Origin of the sequence: Pseudomonas sp. Marseille-Q1929 (assembly GCF_017316265.1) — a bacterium.
Lineage (GTDB): Bacteria > Pseudomonadota > Gammaproteobacteria > Pseudomonadales > Pseudomonadaceae > Aquipseudomonas.
Genome location: NZ_JAFLWU010000051.1, coordinates 1 through 19524, shown reverse-complemented (window position 1 = coordinate 19524; position 19524 = coordinate 1). Strand labels below are relative to the sequence as shown.

21 protein-coding genes and 1 pseudogene are annotated in these 19524 nt (G+C 60.3%); 15 read left to right on the top strand and 7 right to left on the bottom strand.

Annotation, left to right across the window (positions count from 1 at the left end; genetic code table 11):
- The 5 genes and pseudogenes from J1G37_RS28445 to J1G37_RS28425 form a co-directional block, all read left to right on the top strand.
- A partial coding sequence (locus J1G37_RS28445; protein WP_021491295.1) for a ribonucleotide-diphosphate reductase subunit beta occupies positions 1-242 on the top strand: 242 nt, incomplete at its 5' end.
- 65 nt (positions 243-307) lie between these two features.
- Positions 308-403 (top strand): annotated as a pseudogene (locus J1G37_RS29105) (HNH endonuclease); the annotation flags it as partial.
- An 85-nt stretch (positions 404-488) separates the two neighbouring features.
- Entirely contained in the window at positions 489-1133 is a 645-nt protein-coding gene (locus J1G37_RS28435) for an HAD-IB family hydrolase (RefSeq protein WP_207047081.1), read from the top strand.
- Between the two features lie 220 nt (positions 1134-1353).
- Complete coding sequence (locus J1G37_RS28430; protein WP_207047074.1) at positions 1354-2301, top strand: hypothetical protein; 948 nt, start codon at positions 1354-1356, stop codon at positions 2299-2301.
- Positions 2302-2407: 106 nt separating this feature from the next.
- Positions 2408-2734: a helix-turn-helix transcriptional regulator gene (locus tag J1G37_RS28425; RefSeq protein WP_207047072.1), complete on the top strand. Its 327-nt coding sequence runs from the start codon at positions 2408-2410 to the stop codon at positions 2732-2734.
- Positions 2735-2741: 7 nt separating this feature from the next.
- On the opposite strand, the gene J1G37_RS28420 is transcribed toward J1G37_RS28425, so the two are convergent.
- The 3 genes from J1G37_RS28420 to J1G37_RS28410 all read right to left on the bottom strand — a co-directional run bounded on the left by J1G37_RS28420 (position 2742) and on the right by J1G37_RS28410 (position 6222).
- Positions 2742-4235 carry an amidase family protein gene (locus tag J1G37_RS28420; protein ID WP_207047070.1) on the bottom strand — a complete coding sequence of 498 codons (1494 nt, stop codon included), beginning with the start codon at positions 4233-4235 and terminating at the stop codon, positions 2742-2744.
- 113 nt (positions 4236-4348) lie between these two features.
- Positions 4349-4840 carry a hypothetical protein gene (locus J1G37_RS28415; protein WP_347402358.1) on the bottom strand — a complete coding sequence of 164 codons (492 nt, stop codon included), beginning with the start codon at positions 4838-4840 and terminating at the stop codon, positions 4349-4351.
- A gap of 323 nt (positions 4841-5163) precedes the next feature.
- Positions 5164-6222: an MBL fold metallo-hydrolase gene (locus J1G37_RS28410; RefSeq protein ID WP_207047068.1), complete on the bottom strand. Its 1059-nt coding sequence runs from the start codon at positions 6220-6222 to the stop codon at positions 5164-5166.
- 123 nt (positions 6223-6345) lie between these two features.
- Between J1G37_RS28410 and J1G37_RS28405 the strand changes: the two genes are divergently transcribed.
- The 4 genes from J1G37_RS28405 to J1G37_RS28390 all read left to right on the top strand — a co-directional run bounded on the left by J1G37_RS28405 (position 6346) and on the right by J1G37_RS28390 (position 10397).
- Positions 6346-6972: a TetR/AcrR family transcriptional regulator gene (locus J1G37_RS28405; protein ID WP_207047066.1), complete on the top strand. Its 627-nt coding sequence runs from the start codon at positions 6346-6348 to the stop codon at positions 6970-6972.
- Between the two features lie 188 nt (positions 6973-7160).
- Positions 7161-8219 carry a diguanylate cyclase gene (locus tag J1G37_RS28400; protein ID WP_207047064.1) on the top strand — a complete coding sequence of 353 codons (1059 nt, stop codon included), beginning with the start codon at positions 7161-7163 and terminating at the stop codon, positions 8217-8219.
- A gap of 262 nt (positions 8220-8481) precedes the next feature.
- On the top strand, positions 8482-9801 hold the full coding sequence (locus J1G37_RS28395) for a PAS domain-containing methyl-accepting chemotaxis protein (protein WP_207047062.1): 1320 nt from the start codon (positions 8482-8484) through the stop codon (positions 9799-9801).
- A 77-nt stretch (positions 9802-9878) separates the two neighbouring features.
- Positions 9879-10397 (top strand): DUF1003 domain-containing protein, encoded by a 519-nt coding sequence (locus J1G37_RS28390; RefSeq protein ID WP_207047060.1) that lies wholly within the window; start codon positions 9879-9881, stop codon positions 10395-10397.
- Between the two features lie 129 nt (positions 10398-10526).
- Here the strand turns inward: J1G37_RS28390 and J1G37_RS28385 are convergent, their stop codons facing one another.
- Positions 10527-11411 (bottom strand): LysR family transcriptional regulator, encoded by an 885-nt coding sequence (locus tag J1G37_RS28385; RefSeq protein ID WP_207047058.1) that lies wholly within the window; start codon positions 11409-11411, stop codon positions 10527-10529.
- Positions 11412-11491: 80 nt separating this feature from the next.
- Between J1G37_RS28385 and J1G37_RS28380 the strand changes: the two genes are divergently transcribed.
- Together J1G37_RS28380 and J1G37_RS28375 are read left to right on the top strand one after the other, a co-directional pair.
- Positions 11492-12190 (top strand): CTP synthase, encoded by a 699-nt coding sequence (locus J1G37_RS28380; protein ID WP_207047056.1) that lies wholly within the window; start codon positions 11492-11494, stop codon positions 12188-12190.
- Positions 12187-12507 (top strand): antibiotic biosynthesis monooxygenase, encoded by a 321-nt coding sequence (locus J1G37_RS28375; RefSeq protein WP_207047054.1) that lies wholly within the window; start codon positions 12187-12189, stop codon positions 12505-12507. Before J1G37_RS28380 ends, J1G37_RS28375 begins: the two co-directional genes overlap by 4 nt.
- Before the next feature lie 120 nt (positions 12508-12627).
- Here J1G37_RS28375 and J1G37_RS28370 read toward each other — a convergent pair whose 3' ends face one another.
- A complete protein-coding gene (locus J1G37_RS28370) occupies positions 12628-12951 on the bottom strand; it encodes a DUF2025 family protein (RefSeq protein WP_207047052.1) in 324 nt (107 codons plus the stop codon).
- 232 nt (positions 12952-13183) lie between these two features.
- Between J1G37_RS28370 and J1G37_RS28365 the strand changes: the two genes are divergently transcribed.
- Both J1G37_RS28365 and J1G37_RS28360 read left to right on the top strand, forming a co-directional pair.
- Positions 13184-14311 (top strand): glycerophosphodiester phosphodiesterase family protein, encoded by a 1128-nt coding sequence (locus J1G37_RS28365; RefSeq protein ID WP_207047050.1) that lies wholly within the window; start codon positions 13184-13186, stop codon positions 14309-14311.
- Positions 14312-14965 (top strand): AraC family transcriptional regulator, encoded by a 654-nt coding sequence (locus J1G37_RS28360; protein WP_207047049.1) that lies wholly within the window; start codon positions 14312-14314, stop codon positions 14963-14965.
- Here the strand turns inward: J1G37_RS28360 and J1G37_RS28355 are convergent.
- Positions 14957-15820 carry a sterol desaturase family protein gene (locus J1G37_RS28355; protein ID WP_207047047.1) on the bottom strand — a complete coding sequence of 288 codons (864 nt, stop codon included), beginning with the start codon at positions 15818-15820 and terminating at the stop codon, positions 14957-14959. The two genes, J1G37_RS28360 and J1G37_RS28355, sit on opposite strands and share 9 nt — an antisense overlap.
- 154 nt (positions 15821-15974) lie before the next feature.
- On the opposite strand from J1G37_RS28355, the gene J1G37_RS28350 reads away from it, so the two are divergent.
- Entirely contained in the window at positions 15975-16280 is a 306-nt protein-coding gene (locus J1G37_RS28350; protein WP_207047045.1) for a PepSY domain-containing protein, read from the top strand.
- Between the two features lie 53 nt (positions 16281-16333).
- Here the strand turns inward: J1G37_RS28350 and J1G37_RS28345 are convergent, their stop codons facing one another.
- Complete coding sequence (locus J1G37_RS28345) at positions 16334-17962, bottom strand: methyl-accepting chemotaxis protein (RefSeq protein ID WP_207047043.1); 1629 nt, start codon at positions 17960-17962, stop codon at positions 16334-16336.
- A gap of 262 nt (positions 17963-18224) precedes the next feature.
- Here J1G37_RS28345 and J1G37_RS28340 point away from each other — a divergent pair, with 262 nt between their 5' ends.
- On the top strand, positions 18225-19247 hold the full coding sequence (locus tag J1G37_RS28340; protein ID WP_207047041.1) for a transporter: 1023 nt from the start codon (positions 18225-18227) through the stop codon (positions 19245-19247).
- The last annotated feature ends 277 nt before the right edge of the window (positions 19248-19524 follow it).

Genomic DNA, 19524 nt, shown 5'->3' with positions numbered 1-19524 from the left:
TCGAATACGCCCGCGATACCATGCCGCGCGGTGTACTGGGCATGAACGCGGCGATGATGGAGGACTACCTCAAGTTCATCGCCAACCGTCGCCTGTCGCAGATTGGCTTGAAGGAAGAATACCCAGGCACCACCAACCCGTTCCCATGGATGAGCGAGATCATGGACTTGAAGAAAGAGAAAAACTTCTTCGAGACCCGTGTGATCGAGTACCAGACTGGCGGCGCGTTGAGCTGGGATTGATTCCTGAGCCCTGCAACATCAAGAAGCCCTGACTTGTTCGGGGCTTTTTTATGTCCCTTGATTGGCCATTTCTTGAAGCACATCGCACCAGGCGCCGGGCTCAGAAGGGTTCGGATCGCACCCGCAATGCTGTAGCCTTGTGCCCCAATTGCCATCAGCGATTGATACGCGAGCGAACACCTGCTGTCACAGCTGATGCACTCCCAAAATATTAGATAGGACCGAGGCCAACCCGTGAACCCAGACATGCTCGAAGCCGGCCCCGCTGACGCCAAAGTGCTTTCCGTCTTTGACTTCGACGGCACCCTGACCCACCACGACAGTTTTGTGCCGTTCCTCAAGTTTGCCTTTGGCAAGGCTGAGTTCTGCCGGCGCATGGTGAAGCTGGCGGTGCCCGGGCTGCGGTTTCTGTTGCGGCTGACCAGCCGGGATGAGTTGAAGGCGCAGTTGATCCGCACCTTTATGACCGGCGTGGAGAAAGCTTGGGTGCAGCAGCAGGCGCAGGCCTATTGCCAGGCGTATTGGAACAAGTTGATGCGCCCCAGCGGCTTGCAGTCGGTGGCGGATGAGTTGAAGTCCGGCGCGGTGGTGACGCTGTGCTCGGCGTCGCCGGCGTTGGTGCTGCAACCGTTTGCCGATCGGCTGGGGATCAAATTGATTGGCACCGAGCTTGAGGTGGTCGACGGGGTGTTGACCGGCAAGCTCACCGGGAATAATTGCCGGTGTGAAAACAAGGTGCTGCGCCTTGAAGCGGTGTATGGGGACCTGGGGGAATATCGGCTCAGGGCCTGGGGTGATACGCGCGGTGATCGGGAGTTGTTGGCGGCGGCGCAGGATGCGCATTTTCGGCATTTTCATACGAAGAAGAAGCGGGCTCGGTTGCAGCGGTGATGCCAGTGGATAGGGTGGGCAAGAAGATTGAGTCGATCCCTTCGCAGCCTCGCTGGGGCTCGACAGCTTGCTCCCACATTTGATCGGTGTGACGCTGAAGGTCGCGCACTAGCATGGGGTGCTAGGGGTCTAAGGCTCTTGCCCTGCTCCTATATTTTGGTGTTCGTGATGGCGGATTTTTGCGTAGTATCCGGCTGAATACCTCACGGACCCGAGCCCCATGAAATTCGATACGGCCTATAGCCTGAGTCTCGATGAAAAGCTGTCGATCTACGACGTACGAGACCTGAATTTCGACGAAACTGCAGATTTCGACTCCGACAAGGACCGCTTCCTCTGCCCCAACGACGAATGCCGTGCAGCATTCGATTCAGGTAATGCGCTGAGCACCTTCAACGCAAAAAACGTCAACTACCAGCGCACACCGCACTTCAAGAACAAGACCGGCACTCGTCATATCGACGGCTGCCGTTATGCCAGCACGCACAAGGCCGCATCGGGTGAAAGTGACGACGAGCGCGAGGACAATTTCCCCTCGGAGTTTGTGCTCACCCGCCGTCAGTACGCGCGCAAAGCCCCCGTCGCCGGTGTTGAAGGGAACGCCCCGCAGGATCCAACGAAAGTCCCTTCAAGCCGCAGTAGTGCCCCCCACACCGCCAGTGAGACCACCCCGGACAAAACCAGCGTGTTCGCCCACCCGGTGGAGTGCTACGTGTCGAATATCGACGACAAGGACAAGCTTAAAAGCATGCCCTTGAAGATCGGCGACCATACCGCGACCTACTGGACATTTTTCAAGAAGATCGAATACCTGCAAGACAACAAGGGCCTGATCTACTGGGGCAGGATCAAGGCGATCAAGGACTACACCAGCAGCTTTCGCATCGATTTCGAAAAGAAGGTGTGGCTCGACAAGAAGCCTTACTCGGTAAACGTCTACCTGAGTAAAAAGCTGCTCGAAAACTACCGCAAGCGCAAAGCCTTCCTGGAGCAGATCAAGGCCGCGGCAGACAGTGAACAGCCGTTGTATTGCTTCTTTTACGGCGTGACGCCAGAGCTGAAACAGGTGCCCAGCAAGAAGAATCCCGAACAGACGTTCGGGGTGTTCAGCGTCAACATCGAAAACCTCGACCACCTGATTATTCGGGAAGCGCCGGGGGTGGAATAGCGGCTCGCCGAGAGACCCGCAAAAAATCCAGTTGATAGACGGTCAAAACAACTGTACAAAAACACAGTATAGTTTGCCCTCCCCTATCAAACCCTGGAGAAACCCCATGTCCTCCCTGGCAATGAGCTCTTCTGTAGAACAGCAGATCGTTCTGCACCAATTCACCGCCAAGCACAGCGCACAGGCCCGCGCGATGCTCGGCTGGAGCCACGAAGACCTGGCCCATCAGGCGGGTGTTGCAGTGGAGGCGGTGCAACGCTTCGAAAGCCACGCCGACGTGGAGGATGAAACCCGTTTGACCCTGGCGTTTCGGCTGGAGGCGGAAGGGCTGGTGTTTTTCCCGGGGTTTGCGCCGGGCTGGGGGATGAATGTACGAGGTGCTTTGCCGGCGCAATCAACGCAGTTGCTGTGCGAGACGCAAGAGTCCCTTTGACCGGCCATCACAGCCCTGGCTTGGTGCCTGCTTGCGCCGCCTGCTCATACCCATGGGCGACGGCCAACAATGTGGCTTCGGACCGGTTAGTACCGAAAAAATAAGCTCCCGTCGGCAGACCGTCTTCATTGGTCCCGGAAGGCACGGTGATCCCCGGATAGCCCGCAACTGCGACACCGAAGTAACTGTTGGTATCAAAGTCCGACACCATGGCATCCAGGTTGTTTTCTTTGATGGGGTCATCCACGGTGCTGCGAAAATCCTGGATGAGTTCGTCCCAAAGCGTATTGCGTTCGTCCCGTGTTAGGGTCGATGCGTCGACTTCCTTGAGTACTGGCTGGTGATCCGTCTCGGAACCATCGCGCGCTTCGTTGAACTTGATCAGTTCAGTCAGGGACTTGACCGGCAACCCCTGGCGCTTGGCCAGGTAGCCATTCAACTCCTCTTTCACGTCCGAGAGCAGCAGCTCGTCGTAACGCGAAGCATCTGCCAAGCGCAGGTTGATCGGTACCAGGACCGCCCCTTGCTCGCGGAGCACTTCCAGGGCCTTGGCAAATTGCGGGTTGTTTTCCACCGCAAAGCTTTCGCCGTCTTTGGTAAATGTCGCGGGATAGCCGATACGCTTGCCTTTCAAGGCATCCGGGACCAGCAGCTTGGTGTAGTCGACCGCTGGTACGGCGCCGGGCTTTTGGCTGTCGCTGCCCGCCATGGCATTCAGCAACAACGCTACATCGCGCACCGAACGGGCCATTGGGCCTGGGGTGTCCTGCCTCTGGCTGGCAGGAATGATCCCGTCACGATCCAATAAGCCGACGCTGGGTTTAAGACCCACGACACCATTGAGCGCTGCTGGCACGATGATCGAGCCATTGGTTTCGGCGCCAACGGCCAAGGGGGCCAGCCCCGCGGCGAGTGCCGCAGCCGCCCCGGAACTGGAGCCGCCGACCTCAGCATCCGGGTGATGAGGGTTGCGGGTTTGCCCACCCCGGCTGCTCCAGCCGTCGGGGCCACCGCGGAAGCCAGCAAGTTCAGTCATATTGGTTTTACCCAGGATCACCGCCCCTTGCCTGATCAGGTCATCCACGAGGGGGGCATTTTTGCCCACAGGCGCCCCGACAAACCCAAAGGCGCCTGCACTGGTTTGCATGCCCGTGGTCTCAATGGTGTCCTTGAGCAAAATGGGAATCCCGTGCAATGGCCCGCGAACCTTGCCACTGGCACGTTCACGATCCAACTCGCGCGCGGTCTCAAGCGCCTCAGGATTGAGTTCAATGACAGCCCGTAGCTGCGGATCAAGCCGACGAATGCGCTCTTGCAGAAAATTGACCAGATCGACCGATGTCAATCCGTCCGCCTTGGCCATCTGCTCACCCAGCTCGCTGACACTTGCATATTCGGCACCAGGGGAAACCGGCGTTGAGGGCCTGGAGGATGGGGCCGCTACCGAGTGCTGAAACGCCTGCTGGACCAACGAGTACACACCATACGCAATGCCAATCATAAGTCGTTCCTGGGGTCAGATATAACGAAGGATCAAGCTCGATCTTCCGTCAGTCTAAGTACCCCCCGCCTTCGCTGGCGTTAAGACCCGGGCCACCCAAGACGTGAGAAAACTCAACGCCCGGCGTAGTTACCCTCAAGGCCCGTCATCCCGGCAACATGCTGTCGATACACCCGCACCAGCGTGTTCAGCGAGTTCGCCGACCATCTCGCGCCGTAAAACCAGAGCTTCATGCCACCCTCCAACGACTCGCAGATACTGGGATACCCGCTTTGGCACGCCCCCTGGAACGCGGCGTTCGCATCGTCGGACACCAGGGCGTCAAGACGGTACCGGGTCACCAGATCATCAATGTCAACGCACTCAGGGGCATCCACTGCAACCCATTGCACACCGGCCTGGCGCAGCACTTCAAAGGCTTCGCGCAGGGCACTGCTGTGTTCGATGGGTTCGGAATGATCACCCCGTACATACCGGGCGACATACCCGATGCGCCAGCCCGCAAGCGCCGTCGAAGCGGTGAACGTGGTGTTGTTGAGTACCAACGGCACTTCCACCATCACAGGCCCCGTCGGCTCGATACCACTCAGGGCAATGAGTGACAAGGAAGGATCCCGCACAGTTCTCAGCACAGGGGGCACCGCGTTGTAGCCGGGGATAAGCACAGCGCCCTTAGGAGGCTCGGTGCCGAAGACGATACCGGCCGGGCTCGTGTGGTCGACGTTCACAGGAGGAACCGCAGGCTCCCCGAGGGCAGGCAACGCCAGGCCATGCCCACACGGCATGCCCAGTCGCCAGCTTTTCCTACAATCCTGCTCCATAAGCACCCCCCGGAAAAATGACTTTGCCGGGATCATCCCACTCTTGACTGACGCTTGTCGCAGGGCTGAAACACCCTGAAAACTCCTTTTTTCCTGCACAGCACATTTCAGCCTGCCACCGACTCCTGCACGCCTTGAGTCTCCACCTCCAGCCACCATGCATGCCCCCGCTCAGGCTGATTCAGGCTGAACGCCTGGCCCATCGCCGGGGTGGTGATCGACACATTGCGCTCCCACGCCAGGGCCATGATGCGGTCAAAGGGTTCGTGCCAGGCATGGAACGCCAGGTCGAACGTGCCGTTGTGAATCGGCAGCAACCAGCGGCCCTTGAGGTCGATATGTGCCTGCAGGGTTTGCTCCGGCTGCATGTGTACATGGGGCCAATCAACATTGTAAGCACCCGTTTCCATCAGTGTCAGATCAAACGGGCCGTATTGCTCGCCGATGCGTTTGAAGCCATCGAAGTAGCCGGTATCACCACTGAAGAAAATCCGCCGCGGCCCATCGATCATCACCCAGGAGCACCACAGGGTCTGGTTGCCATCAAACAAACCACGTCCGGAAAAATGTTGCGCAGGCGTGGCAACAAAACGCACGCCATCGACCTCAGTACCCTGCCACCAATCCAGCTGCCGCACCTTCGCGGGATCGACGCCCCACTTGACCAGAATGTCGCCCACACCGAGCGGCGCTAGAAACCAGCGGGTCTTCTCGGCCAATTGGACGACAGCCTTGTGATCAAGATGGTCGTAATGATTGTGGGAAAGAATCACTGCCTCCAACGGTGGCAGCTCTTCAAGGCTGATCGGCGGCTGATGGAAACGCTTGGGGCCGGCCCAACTGAACGGCGACGCGCGCTCGGCAAACACCGGATCAGTGACCCAGAACTTGCCACGCATTTTCAGCAGGACGGTGGAATGCCCTAGGCGAAACACGCTGTGATCAGGCGCGGCCAGCAGGTGCTCACGCGTCAGCGGCTGCACCGGGATCTTGCCCACCGGTCGCGTACTGCGGGGTTTGTTGAACAGCATGTTCCAGAAAATGCGCAAGGTCTTGCCAAAGCCACCGTGCTGCACGAGGGCGTCGTTGCTGAAGTGGCTATGTTCCTGCTCGGCAGGTTTACGCGCCTTGGGCGAAGGGGCAACACGGGATGAGATCGTGGCCATTACCAGGTGACTCCTACGGGCCGCTTAAAAGTTACACTGCACAGTGTAGTTTCAAGATTGCAACAAAACCCGGAACAAGTAAACTACCGAGTGTAATTTCCGCCAAAGAGCCCAACACCCGCCATGACTGCCCCTCAACGCCTCACCGACCGCAAACGCGAAGCCATCGTGGCCGCGGCCATCGCCGAGTTTCGCGCTAACGGGTTCGAGGTCACCAGCATGGACAAGATCGCCGCCACCGCCGGCGTTTCCAAGCGCACTGTGTACAACCACTTCCCGAGCAAGGAAGAGTTGTTCGCCGAAATCCTGCACCAACTCTGGGCCAGCAGCGTTGCTCAACTCGATGTGAGTTATGCCAGCGACCGCCCACTGCGCGAGCAACTGCGCGGGTTGCTGGAAGCCAAGATGAAGATGATGGCGGACGCCAACTTCCTCGACCTGGCCAGGGTCGCCATCGCCGCCACCATTCATTCGCCGGAACGTGCACAAGACATGGTTACCCGCCTGAGCAAACGCGAAGAAGGTTTTACCCAGTGGGTCCGCGCCGCGCAGGAAGACGGCCGGCTCAATTGCACCGACCCGGCCTTCGCCGCCCACCAGATCCAGAGCCTGCTCAAGGCGTTTGCGTTCTGGCCGCAGATCACCCTCGGCCAACCCACCCTCGACACCGCCAGCCAGGCCAGCGTGATCGAGTCGGCGATCGACCTGTTCCTGGCCGGCTACGAAGTGCGCGCCCCTCGGCCATCGTAAAACCTATCGTCGAAACGACATCGCGGGTCGCTTTTGACGCATTCGCCCTCTGTTTTGCGCAAATGGCCTGTAAGGCCACTGATTATTCCGTTGTAAATAACTGACAATAATCGACGAATTATCCGATCAACGGTGAGCCGCTGATCGCGCGCCGTTGCATCTGCAAAAATTGAGCTGACTCAGAAATTATGGAAAACAGACAAGGCAAAGGGCTTTCGTTTGCCAAGCGTATCTACAAGCCAAGGATTATTGGCCTGGGCATCGGCAGCATCAGTGTCGCCGCCGCCCTTTACCCGCTGGCCATGCCCGGCTGGATCTGGGCGTTCCTGCTGTTCAACGGCTTTGCCTGGGCGCACGTGGCGTATCAGCTCTCAACTCGCGCCCAATTCCCCTACCAGGCTGAACAACGCAACCTGATCTACGACTCGTTTTTTGGCGGGTTCTGGGCCGCTGCCACCCAGTTCACCCCGCTGACCGCCGTGACGATCTTGTCGATGATGGCCATGAACAACGTCGCCGCGGGTGGTAGACGCCTGTTCCTGCGCGGCCTGCTGACCCAGGCCGTTGGCGTCGGCGCCGCATGGCTGCTGTTCGGTGCCCGATTCAACGCGGATGTCAGCCTGCTCCAGGTCTATGCCTGCCTGCCGATGTTGACCCTCTACCCCATGGCCATCGGCACCGTCTGTTATCAATTGGCGATAAAACTGTCAGAACACAAGCGTGCCCTCAGCGCGCTGAGTCGCACCGACAGCCTCACCGGCCTGCTCAACCATGGTTCCTGGAAAGACCTGCTGCACATCAAGTTCCACAAGTGCCAGCAACAACAGAGCCAAGCCACCATCGCCCTGATCGACATCGACCACTTCAAACAGATCAATGACACCCACGGCCATATCGTCGGTGATGCCGTCTTGCGCCAACTCAGCCTGGAACTGCGGCGCAACCTGCGGGAAAACGACTTGGCCGGGCGTTACGGTGGCGATGAGTTCTGTGTGATTCTTCCGCAAATGCCGTTGGAAGAAGCCGCGCAAGTGATGGAGCGCATGCGCGAAACATTCGGTAACTATCGCAATCCGCAGATTCCCGAATTGCGTGTGAGCTTGAGCATTGGCCTGGCCGATTTCCAGCCCGGCTTCAGCGACGCCGCCATGTGGCTCAACGCCGCGGATCGTGCGCTGTACGCTGCCAAAGCCACCGGGCGCAACCGGGTCAATGTCAGCGCCTATCCCGTGGCTCATTCCGCCTAGTTGTCCTACGACACCTCGTCTGAATTTCCTAGCCAGCGCCCGCGGCGATAGCATAATGCCGCCATTGGTCGCCTCCGGTGAAAAGTGCCTGCTCATGGCCGAACTTCTGACGCACCGCGCGACTCTGAAGCCCGTTGTTCCACCCCTGCTGTCAGCACCCGGAAGCTGACAATGAGCACGTCAACCGTAAAGCCAGGCGCTCTACGGGGGCAGGCGACTTTGCATGGATAACCCCGAAGCTTGCTTGCCCGAGCCCCCGAATATGCTATTCAACACCCATAAAAAAACCATCAGCACCCTGCAACACACGGTAGCCCAACAGGCCAGCCTGCTCGACGCCATCGAGCGCTCCATGGCGGTCATCGAGTTCGACCTGCAAGGCAATGTACTGCGGGCCAACGACAACTTCCTCAAGACCATGGGCTACCGCGCCGAACAGATCCTGGGCCAGTCCCACCGGCTGTTCTGCACGCCTGCATTCGCGCGCAGTGCCGAGTACAGCCAGTTGTGGACGAACCTGCGCAATGGCCAATTCCAATCCGGCACGTTCGAACGCGTGGCGGGCACCGGTCAATCGGTATGGCTTGAAGCCAGCTACAACCCGGTACGTGACGAGGCCGGCCGCGTGGTCAAAGTGGTGAAGTACGCCATGGACGTCACCCCGCGTATGCAGGCCGAAAGTGAAGCCAACGCCAAGTTGGATGCCATCGGCCGCGCAATGGCGGTGATCGAGTTCAACCTCGACGGCACCATCATCACCGCCAATGAAAATTTCCTACAGCGCATGGGCTACAGCCTCACCCAGATCCAGGGCCAGCATCACCGCCTGTTCTGCACGCCGGAATTAGCCAACAGTTCGACCTACAGCGACTTCTGGCGGCGCTTGAACCAAGGCGAGATGTTCAGCGGCCAGTTCGAACGCGTGGATAAACAGGGCCACACCGTATGGCTCGAAGCCAATTACAACCCGGTGTACGACGCCAGCGGACGCCTGTGCAAAGTGGTCAAGTTCGCCTCCGACGTCACCGCCATGGTGCAACAGCACAGCGCCGACGCCGCCAGCGCGGCCCAGGCGTATCACATCTCCCTGAGTACCCGCGACATCGCGGAAAAAGGCGCCGAGGTGATTCAGCAAACCGCCAGCGGCATGCGGGAAATTGCCGCCGACATTGACGGATCTTCCCAATTGATCGCCAAGCTCGGCGAGCGCTCGCAACAGATCACCGCCATCGTCAATACCATCCGTGGCATCGCCGACCAGACCAACCTGTTGGCGCTGAACGCCGCCATCGAAGCGGCGCGGGCCGGCGAGCAGGGCCGGGGATTTGCCGTGGTGGCCGATGAAGTGCGGCAACTGGCGGCACGCACCAGCGGCTCCACCGCGGAAATTTCCAGCATGATCGCGATGATCCAGGACGAAACCCGCCAGGCCATCCACAGCATGGACGGCACCCGCGACCGTGCCGCGCAAGGCGTCGACCTGGCCAACCGCGCTGGCACGGTGATCCTGCAGATTCGTGAAGGCACCAGCGACGCGGTACAGGCGGTGAGTGCGTTTGCCAATGAACGCGGCGGTAGCTGACCCGATCTTCATGCGTAGGGGTCGGGGGCTCGGTCTATAGTGTTTGCCTGTCTCTATGTTGATGATCCGAGCCCGCCATGACCCCAGATAAACCCGAAGTCGATCACCTGCGTTTTCACCGCGCCCACGCCCACCTGGCGCCGACCTTTGGCAACGACACCTTTGCCCTCAAGGCCGAAGCCTTCGCACGGTTCTTCGGCACGCCGACCTTCCTTGGCGCACAGACCGCCATCGTGGTGCTGTGGGTGGTGCTGAACATGACCGGCGTCACACACTTTGACGTGTACCCGTTCATCCTGCTCAACCTGGCCTTCAGCCTGCAATCGGCCTACGCCGCGCCGTTGATCCTGCTGGCCCAGACGCGCCAGGCCGCGCGCGATAAAGCCCAGTCCGACGCCGACGCGCAGCACCGCGAAGCCTTGGCCGTGGCCAACACCGAACGCCAGGCCCAGGCCGCGCAGACCACCAAGCAGTTGCTGGAATTGCTGGAGCAAAACACCCGCCTGACGGAGATGACCAAACAATTGACCGAGCGCATCGAAACACTGACGTGTGAAATGCACGAGCAGTTCGTGCGAAAGCCTCAAGACCACTGATGAACCCTTGTGGGAGCGGGCTTGCCCGCGATAGCGGTGTGTCAGCCACAGAATCGGCCACCTGACAGTCCGCTATCGCAGCGATGCGGCGACCCGACAAGCCAGCTCCCACACAAGCCCGCTCCCACATTAGATTCGTGTTGTGCTTACGGCATTGCCCAGCTCATCAAACAACGTCACCACCGAGCGCAACGCCCGGCAATCGGGGCGGGTGAGCAGCCACAGCGCTGTGTCATGCCCGGCCAGCGCCGGTCCCAACGGCTGCAACCCTTCATCCAGCAAGAAATCCGGCAACGCCGCCACGCCCAGCCCTGCGCGCACCAGTTCGGTGACCGACAACATGCTGTTGCAGCGATAACCAAGGCGTACACCCGGCAAATGCTCGCGCCGCCAGACGACCGTCGGGTGATCAGGCAAGAAGTCGTCCGGCGCGATCCACGCCAACTCGGCCAGCTCACGCCCCGCGTGCTGGCGGGCATACGCCGGACTGGCGCAGACCTGATAGGCGACTTCACCCAGGCAGCGTCCTACAAGGTGCTCCGGCGGTGTCTTGGTCAGGCGCAGGGCAATATCCGCATCACGGCGGCTGAGGTTGGCGAAATCATTCGAGGTACTCAGCTCCAGGGTCAGCGCCGGGTAACCCGGCATGAACTGCGCCAGCGCCGGCAGCAACAAACCTTGCAACACCGAGTCGGTACAGGTCAGGCGCACGGTGCCGCTGATCACTTCACCGCCCTGCTCCACACCAATGCGCGCCGCCTCCAGGGCTTGTTCGGCGCGCTCGGCCTGCTGCGCCAGGTCCCGGGCCAGGCTGTTGGGCAGGTAGCCCGTGCGGCTTTTTTCAAACAGCGTCTGGCCCAGTGCCGCCTCCAGGCGCCGCACGGCGCGAAACACCGTGGACACATCCACACGCAATAACCCCGCCGCTCGCGCCAGGGTGCCACCGCGCACCAGGGCGAGGATCAGCGACAAGTCGGCGTGTTCGATTTGATAGTGCGTTGCTGCATTGAACATATGGGTAAACGCCAATATTGATTGCGCAAACGCCAATCTATAGTGCGCCCCAGGACACCACAAGCCATGGGATGCACACGATGAAAAGCACGACGTTGAACCTCGCCCTGATCGGCGATTACAACCCTGAGGTGACCGCGCACCAGGCCATTCCCGTGGCGCTGCAACAGGCCGCCGACGCGCTCGGCCGGACGGTTCACCTGCACTGGCTCGATACCGATACGCGCCCGTCACTGCATGGTTTCGACGGTTTCTGGTGCGTGCCCGCCAGCCCCTACCGCGATATCGACGGCGCACTGCGGGCGATCCGTTTTGCCCGCGAGCAGCAGCGACCTTTCCTCGGCACCTGTGCCGGTTTTCAACACGCGCTGCTGGAATATGCACGCAACGTATTGGGTTGGGCGGATGCCGAACATGGCGAGTTGGCGCCCGACGCCAAACGCGCCGTGATCGCACCTTTGAGCTGCGCGTTGGTGGAAGCGACCGATAGCGTGCGTTTGGTGCCCTACACCCGCATCGCCGAGGCTTACGGCTCGTTGGATCTGCACGAAGGTTACCGTTGCCGCTACGGGGCAAATCCTGAGTTTCTGCATGCCCTGCTGGACGCAGACCTGATTCCCAGCGGCCACGACTCGAACGGCGACCTGCGCGCGGTGGAATTGCTCGACCATCCGTTCTTCGTCGCCACCCTGTTCCAACCCGAACGCGCCGCGCTCAAGGGCATCACCCCGCCGCTGGCCGTGGCGTTGCTCAAGGCGTGCCAGGCGGTGTCGGCATGATCGCCCACACACCCGCCCCGCCCTACTACGCGGTGATTTTCAGCTCGCTGCGCACCGACGGTGACCACGGCTACGGCGAAGCCGCCACGCGCATGTTGCAACTGGCACGTGAACAGCCAGGGTTTCTCGGGGTGGAATCGGCGCGGGAGGATGGGCTGGGGATTACCGTGTCGTATTGGGAAAGTGAGGCGGCGATCCTGGCGTGGAAGCAGCAGGCCGAGCATAGCGCCGTGCGCGAGCAAGGGCGGGCAAGCTGGTATTCAGCGTTCCAGACACGGGTATGCAAAGTCGAACGGGCCTACACATTCCAGAACTGAAATGCTGCCCCCTGTGGGAGCTGGCTTGCCTGCGATAGCGGTGGGTCAGCACCTTATGTGGGACTGATACACCGCTATCGCAGGCAAGCCAGCTCCCACACTGGATCTGCGTCGTTCTACTTAACTCACCAAACTACGCAACGCACTGATCTGCGGAATTTCCACCCGGCGCATATACACCCGCAGCGGCTCGCTGATGTTGATGCGGTCGTCGATATTCTGGTCCAGCAGCAACTGGATACGCTCGCGCGACAAGGTCATGGTGTCATCCGTGGCCGGCAGCCAGACAAATTCGGCAGTGGGAATGATGCCGTCATCGGCCACATCCATGCCAAAGGAGTCTTCACTGAAACGCACGATGTATTGCCCGGTCTTGCGGTTCAGGCCAACAAAACCGCGGAGTTGGTCGGCGGCCTGGCAGATAAGCTCGGAAGTGATGCGCATGGTAAACCTCACTGAAAAGTCCCACTGGGACTGGAAAGATGGTTTACACGCGTGGCAGAAATTGCGGCCCTCTAACGGGACAGCTTCACGCAAGGTTACTGCAATGCACCACAAAAAAACCGAGAAAATTGACGCCCACGCACGTTAATGTCGGTTTGGTGATAGCGCCATTCGCAATCAATTGTTAAAAAGGAGGCCTTCTAAAAGCTACCTCCTCGAAAGGACTTCGCATATGCCTGTCACGTTCACCAAGAGCGCCCTGCTGCTCGCACTGATGCTGGGCCTTGGCCAGGCACAGGCTGCCGACCCGATCAGCCCGGCTGAATTGGCAACCAACGAAGGCATTCCATACCCGGCGGTCATCGCCCACCGTGGCGCTTCCTACGACGCCCCCGAATCCACCGCCGCTGCCTACAAGGTCGCCCGCGACCTGGGTGCCGACTACCTGGAAATGGACTTGCAGCGCAGCAAGGACGGCGTGCTGTTCGCCCTGCATGACAACAACCTGCAGCGCACCACCGACGTGGCCACCAAGTTCCCCGAGCGCAAAGACGCGCCGGCCAACGAATTCACCTGGAAAGAACTGCAAACCCTCGACGCCGGCAGCTGGTTCAATGCCGCCTACCCCGACCGTGCGCGCCCGGGTTTCGTCGGCCTGAAAATCCAGAGCCTGGACGACATCATCAAGATCGCCGAAGGCAACCCGCAGCACAAACCCGGCCTGTACATCGAGACCAAGGAGCCCAAGCAATTCCCGGGCATCGAAGCCGACCTGAAAAACAAGCTGCTGGATAAAGGCTGGTTGAGTTCCGCCGGTTCCAAGCTGGGCAAGAGCAACACCGGCGTCGGCCAGGGCAAGGGCCGCGTGGTCCTGCAAACCTTCGAAACATCCAGCCTGGTCGAGCTGCAGAAAGAAATGCCGAACACCCCGAAGATCCTGCTGTTGTGGGTCGGTGAAGGCAGCATCGAGCCAAAATCCAAGCAGACCTTCGCCGAGTCCGGCGAAACCACCAAGGCCGCCTACTACGCCAAGCAAGAGCCGAAAGACGCCGCCGAGTTCGAAAAATGGGTCGACGAAGCCAAGAGCCTGGGCGCCATCGGCACCGGTCCTTCGGCGGAGCTGACCGCGCACGGCGATCAAAGCTATTCGGATCTGGTCAAGCCAGAGATGAACAAGCTGACCCACGACAAAGGCCTGCTGGTGCACGTCTACACCGTGGATGAGCCGGTGGATTTCGACAAAGTGATGAAGGCCGGCGTCGATGGCATCTTCACCAACCGCGCCGCCGAACTGTTGAAGTTCTACAAGCGCTGGCCGTCGTCCAGCGTGCAAGACCTGCTGAACGACTATAAGTACTGAGTGAAGGCCGAATGGTCGGGCCGCTTGTGGTTGGGCCGTGACTACGGCCTGATCCTCGGCGAGCTGGGGCGCACTGCGCCCCATGCGCACTATGCGCATCAGTTGATGTGCAGCACGGGCTCACCGATCACGGTCAGCCTGGATGGCCAGGTCACCACGGCCCATCGCCTGTTTATCCCTTCGCGACACACCCACGCCATTCTTGAAACCCAGGGCGAGGTGACGGTGTTGTATGCCGAACCTGCCGTGTTTGATATCGCCCCTTTGCTGCACGCGGACCTGTCCCTGGAAGCCTTGCGCCAACTGCCCCGGCGCAGCCTGGATGACCCGCGCCTGGAACGTGCCCTCAGCGCCCTGGATCAACAGCTGGGCGGCAAGGTGTCGGCCCAGGCGTTGGCCGAGGCGGCGCACCTGTCGCTCAGCCAGTTGGAGCGCCTGTTCAGCCACCGCCTCGGCGTGCCCGTGCGCCGCCTGGTGCTGTGGCGACGGCTGCGCGTCGCCCTGCAATTGGCCCTTGCCGGCAACACGCTGACCGAAGCCGCACACGGCGCGGGTTTTGCCGATTCGGCGCATTTTTCGCGCACCATGAAGCAGTTGTTCGGCGTCACGGCGGCGGCGTCATTGCGCCAGCTGGATGTGCAATTGCTACCGTAACGCCTCGGGCAACGGCGGCTCCTTGCTGGTCCGCGCCGGCGTGAACGGATCAAGTAATTGCGCGCCATAGTCCCGCGGAAAATCCGGCCGGCTGCCAATGCCCAAATCCCCCGGCCCCATGCGGTAGTCATCACGGTAAAACGCCGTGCCCAGCAGCCAATCCCACAGGTTGAAAAACAAGCCGAAATTCACATCCCCGGCGCGGCCGTATTTCATATGGTGGAAGCGATGCACCGGCGCCCAGGCAAACACCCAGCGCAGCGGGCCCAGGCGCATATCGACGTTGGAATGCTGCAACAGCAATTGCACGGCAATCGCCAACGCCAGCAACAGGGCCACGTCCAGGGGAATGCCCAGCAGGATCAGCGGCAGCAGGCCTGCCGTGGCTTCGAGCATTTGGTGCAAGGGATGCTTCATCAAGCCGTTGAAACCATAGAGGCGCTGCACGCTGTGGTGCACCGCATGCAAACGCCACAACGGCGCGATGCGATGGCTGGCGTAGTGCATCAAGGTGATACCCGCGTCGGCCAGCACGATGGCCATCAACAGCTGCTGCCACAACGGCCAGCCACGCGGCCAGATGCCATCGAACGCCAGCAACGCCGTAAGGCCCGGCAGGATCAACAGGCCCAGGGCATTGAGGCTTTCGTTGACCAGCGCGTGCAAGGTGTCGCGGCGGCGATCGCCCAGGCTGCGATTCCATTGCGGTTCGTAGGGCAACCATTGCTCCGCCAGGAATGACACCGCCACCGCCGTCGCAAAGATCAACAGCAGCCACTGCGGCTGGCAGAGTGCCCAGCCGATAAAGCCCAGCAGAAATGCCGGCGCATAGATCCAACTGACTAACCGTTTCATCCAAGTCTCCCTTCAAGTGAGGACCCAGCATGAAATCCCGCGCGCCCGGCGGATTGAACAAACTGCGCAACTGTTTGAATTAATTAAGGGTGAATTAAGTTGCGCTGGCTAACCTGAGGCCACTTAAACAGCTCACCCGAAAAGGACACACACCATGAAAACCCTGACCGCTTTGTTCGCCGCCACCGCCTTGACCCTGACCGCCGGCCTGGCCCAGGCTGACGTGCGCCCTGACCAGATTCCAAGCCTGTTACAGTCCGGCGCCGTGAAGCCTTTCGAGCAACTGAACAAAGACGCCCTGGCCAAACACCCTGGCGCCACCATCAATGACACCGAGCTGGACGACGAAGCCGGTCGCCTGGTCTACGAAGTGGACCTGACCGACACCAGCGGCAAAAAGTGGGACATCAAGCTCGACGCCAAGACCAGCGAAGTGCTGGAAAACAAACTGGATACTTGATCAACACGCAGAACCCAATGTGGGAGCCCGCTCCCACATTTTTTTGTACTCGATCAGGCACCCAACCGCGCCGTCACCTCATTCAACTCCCCCGACAAACCTCGCAAGTTCAGACTCGCCGCTTCCGTACGCTGCACGTTATCCATATTCGCCGTAGCCACCGTGGTGATCTGCGTGATATTGCGCGAAATATCCTCGGCCACCGACGTCTGCTCCTCAGCCGCCGTCGCGATCTGCCGGTTCATGTCACGGATCGCCTCCACCGCCTCGGTGATATGCGCCAGCATGGCGCCGGCCTGGGTCACCTTCTCGACACTTTCATCACTGCACGACTGGCCGCTGACAATCGCCTCGGCCGCATCCACCGCGCCGGTTTGCACCGCGTGGATAATCTGGTTGATCTCGATGATCGACGCCGCCGTGCGTTGCGCCAGCGAGCGCACTTCATCGGCCACCACCGCAAAACCACGGCCCGCTTCGCCGGCACGCGCTGCTTCAATCGCCGCGTTCAGCGCCAGCAGGTTGGTCTGCTCGGCAATCGCACGAATCACCTCCAACACCTTGCCGATGCGCACGCTGTCGGTTTCCAGCTGGCGGATGATGGTGCCGGTGTTGAGGATTTCGTTGCGCATCTGGCCGATGGTGGCGATGGTGATTTTCATCACTTCGCCGCCTTCGCGGGCCGAGTGATCCGCTTCATCGGCGGCGCGTGAAGCGCTGGCGGCGTGGCGGGCGACTTCCTGGGCCGTGGCCGACATTTCAGTCATGGCCGTGGCCACCTGGTCGGTGCGGTTGAACTGCTCGTGGGTGCCGGCGCTCATCTGCCCGGCGATCGAATTCAACTCGCCGCTGGCGCTGACCAGGTCGGTGGCGCTGCGCTGCAAACGGCTGAAGGTTTCGGCGAGGAAGTCGCGCAGGGTGTTGGCAGCGGCGGCCAGGTGCCCGAGTTCATCCTGGCGACGGCTGGCCACGCGCTCGGCAAAGCGGCCATGGCTCAGTTGGGTCACATAGTCGATCAGGCCGCGAATCGGCAGGATCAGGTTGCGGTTGATCAGCCATAAGCTGAACAGGCCGATCAACACACCCGACAGCAGCATGATCGCCAGACCGACGATCACCGTGCGCTCAGCGTAGGCACTGATGGCCAGGGATTGTTTCGCCCCTTGTTCACGCAGGTCGCTGACCAACGCACTCATTTGATCACTGGCGGCGCGGTCCACGCCTTTGACGGCAGCATCGCCGGCCGTCGCATCACGGCCAGCGGCCACATAGGCGTCGCGGCCTTTCTGGTAGGCCACGCCGAGTTGCTGATGCTCCTCGCGCAGGGCCTCGATACGCCGGCTCAAGGTGGCATCGTCACGGGTCTGGGCGACCAGCCGGGTGAGAATGCCTTGCACATCGCGCTGGCGGTCCTGGAACTGGCCCCAGTATTTCTCCATGTCCTGGGGCTGCTTGCCGCGCAGCAGGACGTTTTTCCATTCCTGCACTTGCACCTTGAATTGCAGGTTGGCCTCGTCGATCAGCTGCGAGGTCTGCAATGGCCCATCGATCAAACTGCGATAACTCTGCACCCCGTTGGAGAGGAAGTTGAAACAGGCCAGGGCGATCAACAGTATCGCCAACAGGCTGCCACCGAGCAGCGACAGGATTTGTGCTCTCAAGGAGGTTCGCAAAACATTCATCGGGGTAAAGCCTCGATACAGGGAATTGGTGCATGCACGCCATAACATCCCTGTCATCAAAGGCACCGCCCATCCACAGCGGTTCTATCGCCTTGAATCGGCCGCGCCAGACGCTTCTTGAACGCTTGCTGACAAATGGTCAAATTAATGTCACAGCGACGAAATAATTATAAAACTGTCACAAAACTGTCAAATCCCCTTGCAATGATTCGCCTACGCGAACCTGTGAAACGTCCGACAGGCCCTTTGTCTGCGAGCCGCCATGAACCACAGCATTGACCACAGCCACCAGGATCCCGATCTGTTTGGCTTGCTTTACGGTTTCCGTTTTCGCCCCGGCGAAAAAGGCGAGCAGATTGATTCGGCCACGGCCCTGCGGGCCTTGCAGCAACCGGCCGCCCCGGAAGAGTTTTTGTGGCTGCACCTGAACCTGGCCCACGCCGCGTGCGAACGCTGGATGCAGGCGCACCTGCAATTGCCCGAAGAATTCTTCGAAGCGCTGCACGAAGGCTCGCGCTCCACCCGTATCGAACACGTGGACTCGGCCTTGCTGGCGGTGGTCAACGACGTGGTGTTCAACTTCAGCAGCATGGTGTCCTCGGATATTTCCACCCTGTGGGTCTGCGCCCGCAGCCGCTTGCTGGTCAGCGCACGCCTGCAACCGCTGCACTCGGTGGACAAACTGCGCTCGTCGGTGAAGGCCGGTGAACGCTTCCGCTCACCGCTGGAGCTGCTCGTGCATTTGCTGCGCGACCAGGGCGAAGTGCTGACCCAGATCGTGCGCAAGACCAGCATCAGCGTTGACCATATCGAAGACCAGTTGCTGTCTTCACGCCTGTCCACCAACCGCGCCGAACTCGGTGCCGCACGCCGTGTGCTGGTGCGCCTGCAACGCCTGCTCGCGCTGGAACCGGGCTCGCTGCTGCGCCTGCTCAACCGCCCGCCGCAATGGCTGCAAAAGGAAGATGTGAAGGAGTTGCGCAAATCCACCGAGGAATTTGCGCTGATCATCAACGACCTGATGGCCCTCGGCGAGCGCATCAAGCTGTTGCAGGAAGAGATCGCCGCCAACCTCAACGAACAAAGCAACCGCACGCTGTTTACCCTCACGGTGGTCACGGTGCTGGCGTTGCCGATCAATATCATTGCCGGTTTTTTCGGCATGAACGTGGGGGGCGTGCCGCTTTCCACGGACCCGGAGGGGTTCTGGATTCTGGTGGCGTTGGTGGCGACATTCACGTTGATTGCCGGGCGCTGGGCCTTCCGCAAGCGCAAAGACTACTGAACTGGAATGCAGTCAAACATGTGGGAGCGGGCTTGCTCGCGAATGCGGTGTGTCAGTCAACTCATCTATAACTGACCCACCGCTTTCGCGAGCAAGCCCGCTCCCACACAAGCCCACTCCACATTTAGCCCTGCGGTGTTATCTCGACCGGCGGCATCTTCAATCATTGAAACACTGACATATGGCAGCATCTCTGTAACATTCTGCAATGATCATGAACGGCATCCCTCCCACACTGGATGCTCCGGCATGGCCACCCCTTCCCTGACTGCCTCCC